Consider the following 13,338-nt stretch of genomic DNA (forward strand, 5'->3'; position numbering starts at 1 on the left):
CGGCGGTCGCGATCAGCCGCTCGTCGAGGTCGGGATCGAGCCAGTAGGCCGGCCCGCCGCCGAAGTAGTGCGCCAGGGTCAGAGCGAGTCGCTCGGCGCCGACGTAGGGTCCACGGCCACCAGCTCGGGGTTGCCGTTCCCGTCGTCGACGGGCTCCATAGCGAGCACGGTGTCGATCCACTCGCCGTAGGGCTTGTCGGTGATCTGCTGCCGCTTCATGGCGCAGTAGACGTAGATCGAGCCGCGGTCGATGTGGGCGTCAGCGGGGAGCTTGCGCCCGCGGGCGGCCTGCTCGCCGCGGATCATGTCGCCGTGGATGACGACGACGCGGTGCTCGACGCCGTCCTCGGTGCCGTCGTCGAGCAGGACGTCGTACTGCATGCGCTTGAGCTTGGCCATTGGTCAGGGTCCTTTCAGGGTGTCGAGCGCGTCGTCGACGTGCCCGAGGTACAGGTCAGTGACGGCGGCCTCGGTGGCGGCCAGCGCGTCGGTGAGGAAGGGGTGTGCGGGAATCCCGCGGCTGGGCACGCCCTGGTGGACGGGCCACACGTACTCGATGCCGGGACCGCCGGCGGCGACGGAGACGCCTTGCTCGCCGACCTCGGCCGCGACGCTGCCCACGAGCCGGCGGGTAGCGCCGCGGGGAACGCGGGGTTCGACGTCGCGCTCGATCAGCTCGCCGGCGGCGCGGTTGACGCCGTTGAGGTCGACGAGCTGCTCGGCGGCGCGGTCGAGGTCGCGCGCGAGGTCGGCGGCGGGGTCGCTCACGTCGTCGGCCGATCAGGGAGCGGGGTAGGTGGTGGTGTAGTCGCCGATCACCGGCCAGCTCGTGTCCGACTGGTTGCGGGCCGCGACGACGCCGCCGATCTTGACCGCCCGCACGCGCACGCTGCCGGTGTAGGTCGGGGCGCCGGTCTGGTTGGGCTCCCAACTGAACGAGACGATCTGACCGGCGTTGGCGCGGGCGAACTCGACGAAGCCGGCGGGGTCGTCGAAGTCCTGGATGGCGTTGATGTCGAGGGTCCAGCTCGTGACTTCCTCGGGCTCGATCACGGCGCCCGAGAGCACCTCGGTGCGCTCGCCTTCCTCGGCGACGGACGGCGTCAGCGCGCACTCGGTGGTCTGCTTGGCGAACGGCACGGAGTCGAGAACGAGCGTGCCGCCCTTGAGCCGGCTGTCTTCGATGGTCCCTACGGTCATGGGCTGTCTCCTGTCGGGTGGGGCGGTCAGGGGTGGGTGATGGTGACGATGTAGGCGGGGCGCGGCTTCTCGCCGGCGGTGAGGGCGTAGGCGGAGGGCTCGGCGCGCTCGGGGTAGACGTGCTCGTGGTCGCGGAGCTGCTGCACGAGGCCGTCGAGGTCGACCAGCGCGGCCAGGCTGCCGATCGGCTTGTCGCTCAGGCAGGCGAGCCGGTAGACGTTGCTGCTCGTCGTGTAGTCGATGACCGGCGGCGGCACGAGCACGCACACCCCGAGCGCCATCGCGCGGCTGGGGTCGTGGGTGGCGGGGATGCCGGCGGCGTCGAGCAGCTCGGCCAACGCCTTGGCGTCGGCCACGATGCTCCCGGTCGCCACGTCAGCCGATCCGGGGCGGGGCGTAGACGCCGATGCCGAGCAGCCGCGCGACGTCGGGGTCGAGCCTGAGCACGTCACCGGCGCCAAGCTCGGCGTAGGCCGGGAGGCCGGCGCCGCTGCCCTTGCGGATGTAGAGCCGGGCGGCGGCCATCACGCCGGCCTGCACGATCGCGTCGGAGACGCTGAACACTCCGGTGTCGGCGTCGATGAGGTCGGGACGCTGGGTCTCACACCACGCGGCCGCGGCGCGGCGGCAGTCCTCGGCGATCGCGGCGGCCTCGTCGGAGTCGGTGAGGCCGAGCCAGCGCAGCACGCGCGCGGGCGGCAGCCACGGGAACAGGGGCTCGGCGGGGGTGGTCGTCATGACGTCCTCTCGGGGGTCAGCGGTGGCGAGGGGGCCGCTGACGGGCCGGCCGGGAGAGTGGCCGACCCGTCAGCGGAGTCGGGTCACGGCGTCGGGTCGGCGCCGGCCTTGAGGATGCGGACGTCCGCGGTGTCGAGCAGCGCGGTGCCGTTGTAGGCCCACAGGGCGAACTTGATGACGCCGGGACCGAGCACCTCGTCGAAGCGGAACTGCGCGACGCTGGACTCGCAGAACAGGATCGACTCGGAGCGAGCCATGACGCCGGAGCCGGCGCCGAGGTTGGCGCCGCCGGTGTCGAGGCGGGCGGACCGGAACGCCTCGACGCCGTCGATGCTGAACCCGGTGCCGCCGGGCTTGAGGGTGCCGGTGGTGTTGCTCGGCGCGACGAACGGCAGCTGGGGCCGGTTGACGTCGTCGACGTCGAGGCCGAGCGTGACCAGCAGACCCTTGGACACGGCGAGCAGGTCGGCGGGCTCCTCGTCGTCGTTGACGAAGTTGAGCAGCGCGGCGCGGACCTTGAGCGTCGTGGCGACGTCGTAGACGTTGTTGGCCTCGGTGGCCGCGAACGCGTTGAACAGGGTGATCAGCTTGCCCTCGCTCTTGCGGGCGTAGTCACGGGCCATCGCGCGGATGGCGACGCGGTCCAGCGCGGGGTTGCCGGCGTCGAGCAGCTCGCGCGACGCCTCCCACGCACCGGACACCGCGACCGGCTGCACGACGTCGCCGGAGAGCGAGAACGTGCCGGCCGGGCGGTGCGGGGTGCCCTCGGTGTGGTCGCCGACGCCGTCGAACTCGCCCACCTTGGGGATGGCGAACGGCTGGGCGTTGGTGATCGGGATGCGGTTCAGCCGGCTGGCGAACGGGCGGCGGACGTCCACCATCGCCTTCATGAGGTCGGGCCGGTTGGTGGGCTGCGCGCCCCACGACGGCGGCAGGTCACCGCCGACGCCGTCGACGTCGCCGCGGGTCGAGGCGGCAGTCATGAGCGCCGCGACGGTGGCGGGGTTCTCGTCGGCCAGCTGCGCGTTGAACTGCTCGACGCGCTGGGCGGCGTCGGCGTCGCGCTGCATGCTGCCGGCGTACAGGTCACGGATCAGGCTCGGGCCGTCGCCGCTGAAGGTGTAGGTGCTGGGCTCGGCGACGACGACAGCAGCGCCGGCCACGGCCGGGACCACGGCGGGGCCGCCGAGCTGGGCGCCGGCCTGCGCGGAGCCGCTGGCGGACGCGCCGGCGTCGCCGTCGCCGCTCTCGCCGTCGCCGGCGTCGTCGACCTCGACGTCGCCGGTGATGGTGGCGCCGGTGATCGTGATGCCGGCCGCGGTGGCCAGCTGGGTCAGCTGGCCAAGCTCGGTCTGCTCGGCGTTGGCCAGGGCGCTGCCCTTGGCGAGCAGCTGCGACATGCGCCGGCGCTTGGCCTCGGTGAACTTCATGCTTCCTCCTGCGGATGCGGTGGTGGTGCCAGCGCCGGCGGCGCTGGGGTCGGTGGGGGTGCTGGGGGACCAGCTGGACACGACGAGGTCGGCGCCGGCGGCGGCCGCGACGCGGGCGTCGTCGAACGCGGGGACGGAGACCTGCGAGACCTCGCGCAGTGCGCCGGCGGCGTCGACGGTGCCGCCGGGCTGCGTACGGCGAAGGCGCTGCAGCGTGGCGTCGTTGAGCTGCACGCCGACGCTGAACGCGTCGCGCAGACCGTTGGCGGCCTCGGCGAGCGCGCGGTCGCCGTCGTCGCCCTCGGGCACGTGGAACGTGGCGTACAGGCCGGGACCCTGCGAGCCGTCCTCGCGCTCGACCAGCTCGGTGGCGTAGCCGAGCACGTCGCGTTGGTCGTGCTCGCGCAGCAGCTTGACGCGGCGCGGGTCGCTGAACGTGAGGCTGCCGGCCTTGAACCGGAGCCGGCCGCCGGACGTCTCGCCGGCCGGGCCGAACGGCACGACCAGCCCGCTGATCGTGCGCTTGTTGGTGTCGACGGCCTGCTGGCCGGGCGCGGCGAGCACCAGCGAGCTGCCGGCGTTCGCCGTGACGGCCGGGAAGTTGATGCCGCGGCGGCGGCGACGGTTGCTCATGCGTCCTCACTCGGGGTGGTGGTGTCGGTGATCTGGGGGGCGGGCGGCAGGCCGAGCCAGCGGGTGCGGACCTCGGCGCGACTGACCAGGCGCCCGGCCACGGCGGCGTTACCGGCGTTGACCAGCTCGGTGGTGGTGCCGCGCAGGTAGGCAGTCAGGTCGAATGCGACAGCGGTGCCGGCTGGGGTGACGTCCGGCATCGAGAGACGCTGGGCCACGGCCGTCAGGAACGGCGACAGCGTGGTGTCGACGAGGTCGCGGCGGTCGCTCTCGGTGTTGGTGTAGGTCATGCCGCTGCCCTGCGGGGCGCCGATGCGCGAGGCCGGCAGGTTCAGCAGCCGGGCGATCTCGGACGCGACGAGCTGGCTCAGCTCGTTGAGCTGGCGCTCAGCGGCGCCAACGCTGATCTTCTCGGGGTTGATCGCGCGGTTCAGGTAGGCCGTCGAGCGCTCGGCGCGGGCGCGGTCCCACTCGTCGAGCAGCGCGGTGATCTGCTCGGGGTCCAGCTCGTTGGCGCCCTCGGCGAGCCGCAAGATGAGGCCAGACCAATCGTCATCCGCCTGTCGCTTCGCGGCGTGCAGCAGCGCGATCGCGAGCCGCACCACGTCGCCGGCTCCGTCGTCGACCAGCAGGCCGTCGAGGGGCGAGTCGAAGCGGATGAGGTCGGCGTCCTCGGCCTTCTGCCCGTCGACGAGGACCGCGTCGCCGACGATCTGCACGCGCCCGGGGGCGAGCCGCTCGACGGTGACCGGGTAACGGGTCGAGTCGCGAGCGGTCTTCCGCCACCAGCTGACCTGTGAGAACAGCAGGTCATCAAACGTCATGGCCAGCGTGTAGGCGACCGTGGTGCGCGGGTCGAGTGTGCGCAGCAGCCGCGCGGTCGAGCTGTTGGCGTCGACGCCGGCACCGTCGCTCTTGACGCCGACCAGCGGCAGGCCCGACGCGGTGCCACAGATGAGGTTGCGGCCGCGCCGGATGCTGGGCACCTTCATGGCCTGTTTGCGGGTGACGCGGCCGCCGGCGGCGCCGATGCCGAACGCGGCGCGGGCCACCTCGTCGAGGTCGTCAATCCCGGCGGCGCCCTCGGACGTGGCCGCGGTTCCGACCGGGACGTCGACGACAGCCTCGGCGGTCACCAGCTGGTGCGCTTTCCTGATCCCGAACACGGGCGAAACTGTGGTGCTGGGAAAGTCAAGAACCTCGGACGCGGCGCGGCGGCGGCGTGGCAAATGGTCCAGCGTCGTGCGAAGTCGCAACGCGTCGTCAGCGGGTCATGGTGCCGCCGCGCCGGCGCGCGACGATCACCGGCGCGACCGCGGGCGCCGGCTTGTGGTGTAGCTGCCAGCGGGCGATCGTGGCGCCGTTGACGGCGGCGATCGGGCCGGCGCTGTTGCGGCGGGACCACAGGAATCCGCCGTCGCCGACGTCGCGGGTCGCGGCGTTCGCGACGGCCTCGTCGAGGGCGGTCGTACCGCGGTGGATCAGGGCGCCGGCGTTGATCGTGGCGAGGATGCCGGCGCACGCGGCGCGCATGTCGGTGCCGGCGACGCCGACCGGGATGACCTTCCCGCGGCGCGCCAGCTCGTCGGCCAGGTCGAGGCCCGGTCCCTGCTTGTCGTACCCGACCTGCTTGACGCCGTAGGTCTGCGCGAGCTGCTCGATCCGGGCCACTGCCTCGGCGCGCGGTACGACGTCGAGGACGTCGACGGCGTCGAGCGGGCCGTAACGCCACGCGCCGGCGATGGCGACGCGGTCCTCGGCGTCGACGTCGAACGCGAGGCCGTCGAGCTTGTCGGGCTTGGGCAGCTCAGCGTCGTCGAGCTGGTCGCGGTCGCGGCACGCGCGCCAGGCGTGGCCGGGGATCGCGCCGTCGCTGGTGGCGGTCCAGTGGTTGCCGTACGCCCGGAGGAACTCCAGCGGCGGCATCTTGAGCGCGGAGTCGGCGACCGCGTCGCGCTGCGCGTACTCGCCGGGGTGCGCGGCGAGCGTGAGGTCGAGCGCGCGGTCGAGCTGGGCGCGGACCTCGGGCTGCTCGATCGCGGCCATGCCGCCGGCCTTGCGGACCTCGGTCAGCAACAGCTCGATCTCGGCCGCGGCGACCTCGTCGACCGACCACTCGAAATAGGCGATGCGCTCGGTCACGCCGGCCTCGACGGCCTTGCGGCCCATGTCGACGTACCCGCGGAACCACGTCGACTTGGCGGTGCCGGCCGTCGAGGTGAGCCACATCTGTCCGCCGGTGGTGGTGAACGTCGGGAGGATGGCCTGCTCCAACGAGACGCCCGCGAGGCCGTCGAATGCCCACACCTCGTCAACCGTGACCAGCTCGTTGGCCTTACCGTGCAGGCCGTCCTCGGTGGGCGCGAACACGCGGAACGTCGACCCGAGCGGCGATGTGAGTGCCTCGCTGCCGTTGCTCTTGCGGTCTTCGATGATCTGTCCGAGCGGGGATCGGCTGACCAGTTCGGCGACGTCGAGCCAGGTGTCGCGGGCGTCCTGGCGCGACTGCGCGGTGAGCCAGCACTTGCACCGCCGGGTCAGGGTGCGGTGCAGGTTGACCGGCCCGACCAGCGTCGTCTTTCCGGCCTGTCGCTGCACGTGGATTACCACCGTGCGATAGGCCCACGAGCCGTCGTCGAGAACCTCGGTTGCGACGTCGACGACCTGCTGCTGCCACGCCTGTAGCGGCTTGCCCATCGCCGCGGCGACCTTGCCGATCGCAGCGCCAAACGACCGCCGGGACGGGGTCCGGGCGGTCGCGTAGCGCGGTGCGACGGCGGTGCGGGTCATGGGTCAGGTCGCGCCCAGGCCGGCCAGGAACTCGGCGACCTCGCCGGCGTCGCCGCCGAGCCGGCTCGCGGGGTCGAGGCGAAGGCGGGTCAGCACCTGCGCCAGCTCGCGCCCGGCCGCGGCGACGGCGTACGGGTCGCGCCGGACGCGGCTCGCGACGTCGACGGCGCGCGCCATCTGCGCGGCCAGCTCGGCGGTGCCGTGGTCGCGGTCGTCGAGCGCCGCGGCCGTCAGTGCCTTGCGGACTGCCTTCTCGGTCGGGCCGATGATCGCATCGGCTACCTCGTCGGCGCCGAACAGGGCGTCCTCGCCGGCGCTCACTGCGCCGCCACCCGAGCGACCTCGACCGCGACCTGCGCGGAGATGACCGCGGAGGTCGCGTCGGCGAGCAGCGATCGGATCAGGGTCAGCGACTCGGCGACGTCGCGCCGGGTCGACCAGTCGACGGCCGGCGCGATCGCAACGAGTGTGCGGGCCGCGTCGACCTCGCGCGCCAGCGAGTCGAGGACGGTCTGCACGCCGCGCGTGTCGGCGGCGCAGGTCGGGCAGTTCGGGGCGTCGTGCGAGGCAAGGCGTGCCTCTCGGCACTCGGGGTTCTGCATGGTCACCACTCCCATCGGGTTGTGCGGCGGGCGATCCAGGCCGGCCGGGTGCCGGAGCCGTCGCCACGCTGCGAGTTGTGCCGCGCGCAGGCCGCGCGCAGGTTGGTCGGATCGTTCGGGTCAGCCGGGACCGGCGCGAGCGCTGCGACGGTGTCGGCGTCGAGGTCGTAGTCGCCGGCGGCGTCGACGGGCAGCTGACACACGTGGCCGTCGCGGGTCAGCACGAACGCGCGGACGCGGCGCCAACGCCAGGTCGAGCCGTTGGCCCATCCGCCCCAACGCGCCAGCGGCACGATGTGGTCGACCGCGGTCGCGTGAGCACCGCACAGGCGGGTCACGATCGGGCTCGCTTGGAACGGCTCGGCGCTGCTCGGCGGTCATCGGCAGGGCTCGGCTCGGCTCGACCCCCACCCCCCTCCCGAGGGAGGGAGACGCCAGATTGCTGGCGGCGGTCGACGTGGCTCGATCCAAAAGCCGGAGCGGCGTCGACGACGTCGTCGGCGTGATCGATGCACGGGCAGCACGACCAGCCGTCAGCGCAGACGGCGCACGGGCGGATCGCCGAGACGTCGACGGCGCAGCCCGGGCAGACGCTGGCGATCATGACGCCACCGCCGGCGTGAACGCGTGGCCGTTCGTCGCGGTGCGCTGCTCGCAGTCGAAGCGATCGAGCGAGCAGACCGAGCAGCGCTCGCGCGCGTCCTGTGGATAAGGCAGAACACCAACCCCTGAGTTAGCGGGTGGTTCTAAGGACGGTTCGGGTGTCGCTACCGACACCCCCCGGGGTGTCGAATCCGACACCCCCCGGGTGTCGCTACCGACACCGGGTGTCGAATCCGACACCCCCTTTATCCACAGCTCGGCCTGAGCCTTGGGCAGCTCGCGGAGACGGTGCGACGCGGTGCGATCGCAGGTCGCCGGACACGCGAGCAGGACGTCGTACCGATTCGGCCGCTCGTGGTCCTTGGTCCGGTGGGTGCCGCCGGCCTGGACATGCACGGCGACCTCACCGAGCGCGACGAGCTGACCGATGGCCTTCTGCGCGTTGCGCTCGGTCACGTTGGCGTAGCGAGCCAGGGTCTCGATCGACGGCCATGCGCCGCCGTCGCCGGCGTGGTTGGCGATGCCGAGCAGCACGAGCTTGGCGGTGCCCTTGGCCTTGCTGTGGTGTAGCACCACGGCCATGGTCTCGACGCTCAACGCCCGCTGCTCTCGACGACGGGAGGCAGGGCGACCGGGGCGAACACCTCGGGGTCGGTGTAGGGCAGCACCACGCGGATAGCGGCGTCGTCGTAGCGCAGCTCGACGCCGACGATCACCGGGTGGACGGCGTCGGAGTCGTCGGCGTCCTCGACCACCACGCCGTAGTAGCCGGGCAGGTCCGCCAGCAGCGTGCGCAGCTCTTCAACGGTCACGGCAGGACCCCCCACGCGAAGCCGAGACCGTACGCGATCACCGCGAGGACCACGGCGGCGAGGAACAGCTCGGCGTTGGCGCTCATCGCGGCACCGGGACGACGAGCGGCGTGGTGGTGCGGAGCTGGGCGACGAGGGCGTCGAAGTCCTTGCGCTCGACGCGGTAGTTGGTCGGGCCGAGGCGGACGGCCGGCAGCTTGCCGGCGTTGATCCAGCGCCGGACGGTCTCGGGGTTGACCCGCAGCTCGGCCGCGACCTCGGCTGTGGTCAAGAAGCGTTCCTGGGTGTTGGTCATGACGCACGTTTTAGGCGCTCAATGCCTAAGCGTTGTGGCGACACGCCGGAGGTCTAGGGATTCATTGCCTAGGTCATCCCACTTTCGACTACAGTTCGCGACATGACAGAACAGCCGTTGGAGCCGATCGAGGACGAGCTGCGCGCCGTGCGCGAATACATCCACACGCTCATGTGGCGGAAGGGCATCAGTCAGGCCGTCATGGCGCAGGCGGTGGGTGTCGACCAGTCGACGCTGTCCAAGAAGTTGCGCGGTCGCGTGGGACTCCGGCTTGACGAGCTATACGCAATCGGCCGGGTCCTCGGTGAGGACCCGGCCGATCTGTTGCGGTACGCCATCAGGGACTCGAACCCCGAACCCGCTGATTAAGAGTCAGCTGCTCTGCCAATTGAGCTAATGGCGCTTGTGTTCCGCGTCCGTTGAACGCGAGAAGAAACATTACCAGCGTACGTCGGCAGCGACGAAATCGGGACCCACGTCAGCGCGATTCGAGGACCGCCTGGGCCGCGTTGTGACCGCCCAGACCGGACACCGCGCCGCCGCGGCGGGCGCCGGACCCGCAGAGCAGGACGGCGGGGTGGTCGGTCTGCACTCCCCACCGCTCGGCGGGGGTCGCGAGCCGGGCGCGGTGCGGGGCCCAGGGCCAATCCAGGTCGCCGTGGAAGATGTGGCCGCCGGGCATCGCGAGGTCCGCCTCGAGCTCCTGGGGGATCTTGGCCTCGATGCACGGGGTGCCGTCGGCGTCGCGCAGGAGGACGGACTCGATCGGCTCCTCCAGGACGGCGTCGAGCGCGGCCAGCGCGCGGCGTACGGCCTCGGCCTTGGTCGCCTCGGGGTCCTTCTCGAAGAGGTGCGCCGGGGTGTGCAGCCCGAAGTAGGTGAGCGTGTGGGTCCCCGGCGCCACGTCGCCGAGGATCGACGGGTCGGTCAGGGAGTGGCAGTAGACCTCGCCGGGCAGCGGGTTCGGCAGCTCGCCGCGGCGCGCCGCTGCCCAGGCGACCTCGAGGTCGGAGGCGGCCTCGGCCAGGTGCAGCGTGCCCGCGAAGGCGACCTCGGGGTCGACGCCCGAGCGCAGCCGCGGCAGCCGGGAGAGCAGCAGGTTGATCTTCAGCTGCGCGCCCTGCGGCTTGGTGGTGGGGTCCTCGTCCTCGCCGAGGAGGATGCGGAGCACCCACGGCGCGACATTGGCCAGCACGGTCGACGTCGCGACGGTGTGCTCGGTGCTGCCGTCGTGCCAGGTGACCTCGGCGCCGTCGGCGCCGGGCCGGACGGCGCTGACGCCCGCGCCGGTCACGATGGTCGCGCCGGCCTCGACCGCGGCCCGGGCGAGCGCGTCGGTGACCGCGCCCATCCCGCCCACCGGCACCCGCCACTCACCGGTCCCGTTGCCGATGAGGTGGTAGAGGAAGCACCGGTTCTGGACCAGGCTCGGGTCGTGGATCGACGCGAACGTGCCGATCAGCGCGTCGGTCGCGACCACGCCGCGGACCAGGTCGTCGCGGAAGCGCCGCACGATCGCGGTGCCGATCGGCTGCTCGACGACATCGCGCCAGATCTCCGGGGCGACCTGGGCGCGCAGGTCGGCGTCGGTGGCCAGCGGACGGGTCAGGGTCGGCGCGACCGCGTGGGCCAGACCGGAGACGCCGGCGTAGAAGGCCCGCCACGCGTCGTACTCGTCGTCGGAGCCGGTCAGCGCCCGGAACGACGCCCGGGTGGCCGCGCCCTCGTCCCGCTCGACCAGGAGCCCGCCGGGGTGCCCGCCCCGCATCGTCGGCGAGTACGACGCGGTGGTGCGGCTGACGAGCGCGAGGTCGAGCCCGAGGTCGTCCTGGACCTGCTGGGGGAGCAGCGAGACCAGGTAGGAGTAGCGCGAGAGCCGGGTCGGGAAGCCCGGGAACGCCTGCGCCGAGACGGCGGCGCCGCCGACGTGGCCGAGCCGTTCGAGGACCAGGACCGACAGCCCGGCCCGGGCCAGGTAGGCGGCGGCGGTCAGGCCGTTGTGGCCGGCGCCGACGACCACGACGTCGTAGCGGTTCATGGCCCGACCCTAGGGCGTCTCTCCCGAGTCCCCGCCTGCTGCGCGGCGTTTGCGACTCGATCTGGCGGCGTTGTCGGGCACTCGACGGGCCTCCGGCCCGCCCTCGGCCCTCCGCCTTGCCAGATCGGCCGCAAACACCGCTCGCTACGGCGCGGACTCGAGAGACCCGCCCTAGGCGTGCCGCACTCCTGCGGGAATGCGCCACGCGGTGTTATGGTTGACACGGCAACCAATCCGATCGACCGCCACGGAGGTGGATGTCATGCCCGCGATCACCGTTGACGACCTCACCGTCCTGCCCCGCGTCAAGACGCCGGGCCTGGGCGACCAGCCCCGCCCCGTCTGGCAGGTGAGCACCGCGCCCCAGGGCTACGAGGGGGAGGGCTTCCCGGTCCGCCGGGCGTTCGCCGGCATCGACATGCGCCACCTCGACCCGTTCATCATGATGGACCAGATGGGCGAGGTGGAGTACGCGCCCGGTGAGCCCAAGGGCACGCCCTGGCACCCGCACCGCGGCTTCGAGACCGTCACCTACATCATCGACGGCACCTTCGACCACCAGGACAGCCACGGGGGCGGCGGCACCATCACCAACGGCGACACCCAGTGGATGACGGCCGGCAGCGGCCTGCTCCACATCGAGGCGCCGCCGGAGTGGCTCGTCCAGCAGGGCGGTCTGTTCCACGGCATCCAGCTCTGGGTGAACCTGCCGCGCGACTCCAAGATGAACGACCCGCGCTACCAGGACATCCGCTCGGGCCAGGTCGCGCTGCTCACCTCGGACGACGCGGGCGCGCTCGTCCGGGTCATCGCGGGCAGCGTCGACGGGCACGAGGGTCCCGGGTCGACGTACACGCCGATGTCGCTGGTGCACGCCACCCTCGAGCCCGGCGCCCGGCTCGACCTGCCGTGGCAGGTCGACTACAACGCGCTGGTCTACGTCCTCAACGGCTCCGGCACCGTCGGTACGACGGACGCCCAGCCGATCCACACGGGCCAGTCCGCGGTCCTCGGCGCCGGCGACTTCCTCACGATCAGCGCGGACGAGAAGCAGGAGAGCCGCTCGCCCCAGCTCGACGTCATCGTCGTCGGCGGCCGCCCGATCAAGGAGCCCATCGCCTGGGCCGGGCCGTTCGTGATGAACACCAAGGCCGAGGTGATGGCGGCCTACGAGGACTTCCAGAAGGGCCGGTTCGGGCTGCCGATCGGCGGCTGACCTCAGAGGCTCTTCTCGAAGAACGCCTCGGCGTAGGGGTTGTCGTTGTAGCGCTCGATCCGGGTGTACCCGGAGCGCTCGTACATCGCGATCGCCTCGACCAGGGTGCCGTTGGTGTCGAGCACGACCCGGCGGTACCCCTGGTCGGCGGCGAGCGCCTCCAGGTGCCGCAGCATCCGCGACCCGAGTCCGGCTCCGCGCCAGTCGCCGTGCACCCACATCCGCTTGATCTCGGCGGTCTCGTCGTCGATCACCGGCCGCACCCCGCCGTACGCCACGGGCTCACCGTCGGAGGTCGCGACGACATACGTCGCTCCGGGCTCGGGTGCATCCGGCCCACCCGGGTCGAACCCGTCGGGAAAGCGCGCGTCGAGCTCGTCGAAGTAGCGCTGCGTCGCGACCCGCGCCACCGGGTCGTCCGAGGTGACCTCGCGCAGCCGCACCGTCGCCGCCCGCACCAGCAGGTCGGCGGTGGCCAGCGCCTCCGCGAGCCGCTCCTGCTGGCGCGCGGTGAGGGGAGCGACCAGCGTCACGGCCCGCTCCTCGGAGCGGCGCTCCAGGTCGTCGTACGCGTGGCGGCCGGCGGTCGTCAGCCGCACCACCCGCCGCCTCCGGTCGCCCTCGTCCGCCGCCGTCGCCACGAGCCCCTCGCCCTCGAGCAGGCGCAGCAACCGCGACAGGTGCCCCGAGTCGAGCTCGAGCCGGTCCCGCAGCGCCCGCACGCTCACCCCCTCGTCGTTGCCCACCTCGAACAGCAGCCGCGACGCCGCCAACGGCCGCCCGGTCCCGAGGAACGACTCGTCGAGCACGCCGATGCGCTGGGTGTAGGTGCGGTTGAAGCGGCGCAGGACGTCCGTGAGCATTCTCTGACTTTAGTCAGAGAAAGTCGCCGATGTCGATCTGTGGCCGGCTGCCCGGGCCTGCCTCGCGGACGGCGTACGCTGTTGCTCCGGGTCCCGCCCGGAGAGAGTGAGGCCCCTG

At 72.3% G+C, this 13,338-nt stretch carries 18 protein-coding genes and 1 tRNA gene; 2 read left to right on the plus strand and 17 right to left on the minus strand.

The window, feature by feature from the left end; translation table 11 throughout:
- Positions 1–78: 78 nt before the first annotated feature.
- From M0M48_RS03290 to M0M48_RS03355, 14 genes are all read right to left on the minus strand, one after another.
- Positions 79–399, minus strand: coding sequence for a hypothetical protein (locus tag M0M48_RS03290; RefSeq protein ID WP_257754385.1), 321 nt, complete (start codon positions 397–399; stop codon positions 79–81).
- 3 nt (positions 400–402) lie between these two features.
- Positions 403–768, minus strand: a complete 366-nt coding sequence (locus M0M48_RS03295; RefSeq protein WP_257754386.1) for a hypothetical protein — start codon at positions 766–768, stop codon at positions 403–405.
- 12 nt (positions 769–780) lie between these two features.
- Positions 781–1,200: a hypothetical protein gene (locus M0M48_RS03300; protein WP_257754387.1), complete on the minus strand. Its 420-nt coding sequence runs from the start codon at positions 1,198–1,200 to the stop codon at positions 781–783.
- A 26-nt stretch (positions 1,201–1,226) separates the two neighbouring features.
- The gene (locus M0M48_RS03305; RefSeq protein WP_257754388.1) at positions 1,227–1,574 is read right to left on the minus strand and encodes a hypothetical protein; all 348 of its coding nucleotides are present in this window, start codon (positions 1,572–1,574) and stop codon (positions 1,227–1,229) included.
- A gap of 1 nt (position 1,575) precedes the next feature.
- Entirely contained in the window at positions 1,576–1,938 is a 363-nt protein-coding gene (locus M0M48_RS03310; protein ID WP_257754389.1) for a hypothetical protein, read from the minus strand.
- A gap of 83 nt (positions 1,939–2,021) precedes the next feature.
- Complete coding sequence (locus M0M48_RS03315; protein WP_257754390.1) at positions 2,022–4,001, minus strand: HK97 family phage prohead protease; 1,980 nt, start codon at positions 3,999–4,001, stop codon at positions 2,022–2,024.
- Positions 3,998–5,230, minus strand: coding sequence for a phage portal protein (locus tag M0M48_RS03320; RefSeq protein WP_257754391.1), 1,233 nt, complete (start codon positions 5,228–5,230; stop codon positions 3,998–4,000). Before M0M48_RS03320 ends, M0M48_RS03315 begins: the two co-directional genes overlap by 4 nt.
- A gap of 34 nt (positions 5,231–5,264) precedes the next feature.
- On the minus strand, positions 5,265–6,791 hold the full coding sequence (locus M0M48_RS03325; RefSeq protein WP_257754392.1) for a hypothetical protein: 1,527 nt from the start codon (positions 6,789–6,791) through the stop codon (positions 5,265–5,267).
- 3 nt (positions 6,792–6,794) lie between these two features.
- Entirely contained in the window at positions 6,795–7,112 is a 318-nt protein-coding gene (locus M0M48_RS03330; RefSeq protein ID WP_257754393.1) for a hypothetical protein, read from the minus strand.
- On the minus strand, positions 7,109–7,393 hold the full coding sequence (locus M0M48_RS03335; RefSeq protein WP_257754394.1) for a hypothetical protein: 285 nt from the start codon (positions 7,391–7,393) through the stop codon (positions 7,109–7,111). Before M0M48_RS03335 ends, M0M48_RS03330 begins: the two co-directional genes overlap by 4 nt.
- A 2-nt stretch (positions 7,394–7,395) precedes the next feature.
- Positions 7,396–7,731: a hypothetical protein gene (locus M0M48_RS03340; RefSeq protein WP_257754395.1), complete on the minus strand. Its 336-nt coding sequence runs from the start codon at positions 7,729–7,731 to the stop codon at positions 7,396–7,398.
- A gap of 262 nt (positions 7,732–7,993) precedes the next feature.
- Positions 7,994–8,593: a helix-turn-helix domain-containing protein gene (locus M0M48_RS03345; protein WP_257754396.1), complete on the minus strand. Its 600-nt coding sequence runs from the start codon at positions 8,591–8,593 to the stop codon at positions 7,994–7,996.
- Positions 8,590–8,808 (minus strand): hypothetical protein, encoded by a 219-nt coding sequence (locus tag M0M48_RS03350; protein WP_257754397.1) that lies wholly within the window; start codon positions 8,806–8,808, stop codon positions 8,590–8,592. The genes M0M48_RS03345 and M0M48_RS03350 overlap by 4 nt, the downstream gene beginning before the upstream one ends.
- Before the next feature lie 82 nt (positions 8,809–8,890).
- Positions 8,891–9,103, minus strand: a complete 213-nt coding sequence (locus M0M48_RS03355; RefSeq protein WP_257754398.1) for a helix-turn-helix domain-containing protein — start codon at positions 9,101–9,103, stop codon at positions 8,891–8,893.
- 171 nt (positions 9,104–9,274) lie between these two features.
- On the opposite strand from M0M48_RS03355, the gene M0M48_RS31045 reads away from it, so the two are divergent.
- Positions 9,275–9,472, plus strand: coding sequence for a helix-turn-helix domain-containing protein (locus M0M48_RS31045; protein WP_374684434.1), 198 nt, complete (start codon positions 9,275–9,277; stop codon positions 9,470–9,472).
- Here the strand turns inward: M0M48_RS31045 and M0M48_RS03360 are convergent.
- Positions 9,434–9,506: transfer RNA gene (locus M0M48_RS03360), tRNA-Lys, on the minus strand. The two genes, M0M48_RS31045 and M0M48_RS03360, sit on opposite strands and share 39 nt — an antisense overlap.
- 75 nt (positions 9,507–9,581) lie before the next feature.
- The gene (locus M0M48_RS03365) at positions 9,582–11,141 is read right to left on the minus strand and encodes a phytoene desaturase family protein (RefSeq protein ID WP_257754399.1); all 1,560 of its coding nucleotides are present in this window, start codon (positions 11,139–11,141) and stop codon (positions 9,582–9,584) included.
- A gap of 262 nt (positions 11,142–11,403) precedes the next feature.
- Here M0M48_RS03365 and M0M48_RS03370 point away from each other — a divergent pair, with 262 nt between their 5' ends.
- Positions 11,404–12,357, plus strand: a complete 954-nt coding sequence (locus M0M48_RS03370; RefSeq protein ID WP_215816360.1) for a pirin family protein — start codon at positions 11,404–11,406, stop codon at positions 12,355–12,357.
- 2 nt (positions 12,358–12,359) lie between these two features.
- On the opposite strand, the gene M0M48_RS03375 is transcribed toward M0M48_RS03370, so the two are convergent.
- Entirely contained in the window at positions 12,360–13,220 is an 861-nt protein-coding gene (locus tag M0M48_RS03375) for a GNAT family N-acetyltransferase (RefSeq protein WP_257754400.1), read from the minus strand.
- Positions 13,221–13,338 lie beyond the last annotated feature (118 nt).

It is taken from the genome of Pimelobacter simplex (assembly GCF_024662235.1).
In the GTDB taxonomy this organism is placed as follows: domain Bacteria; phylum Actinomycetota; class Actinomycetes; order Propionibacteriales; family Nocardioidaceae; genus Nocardioides.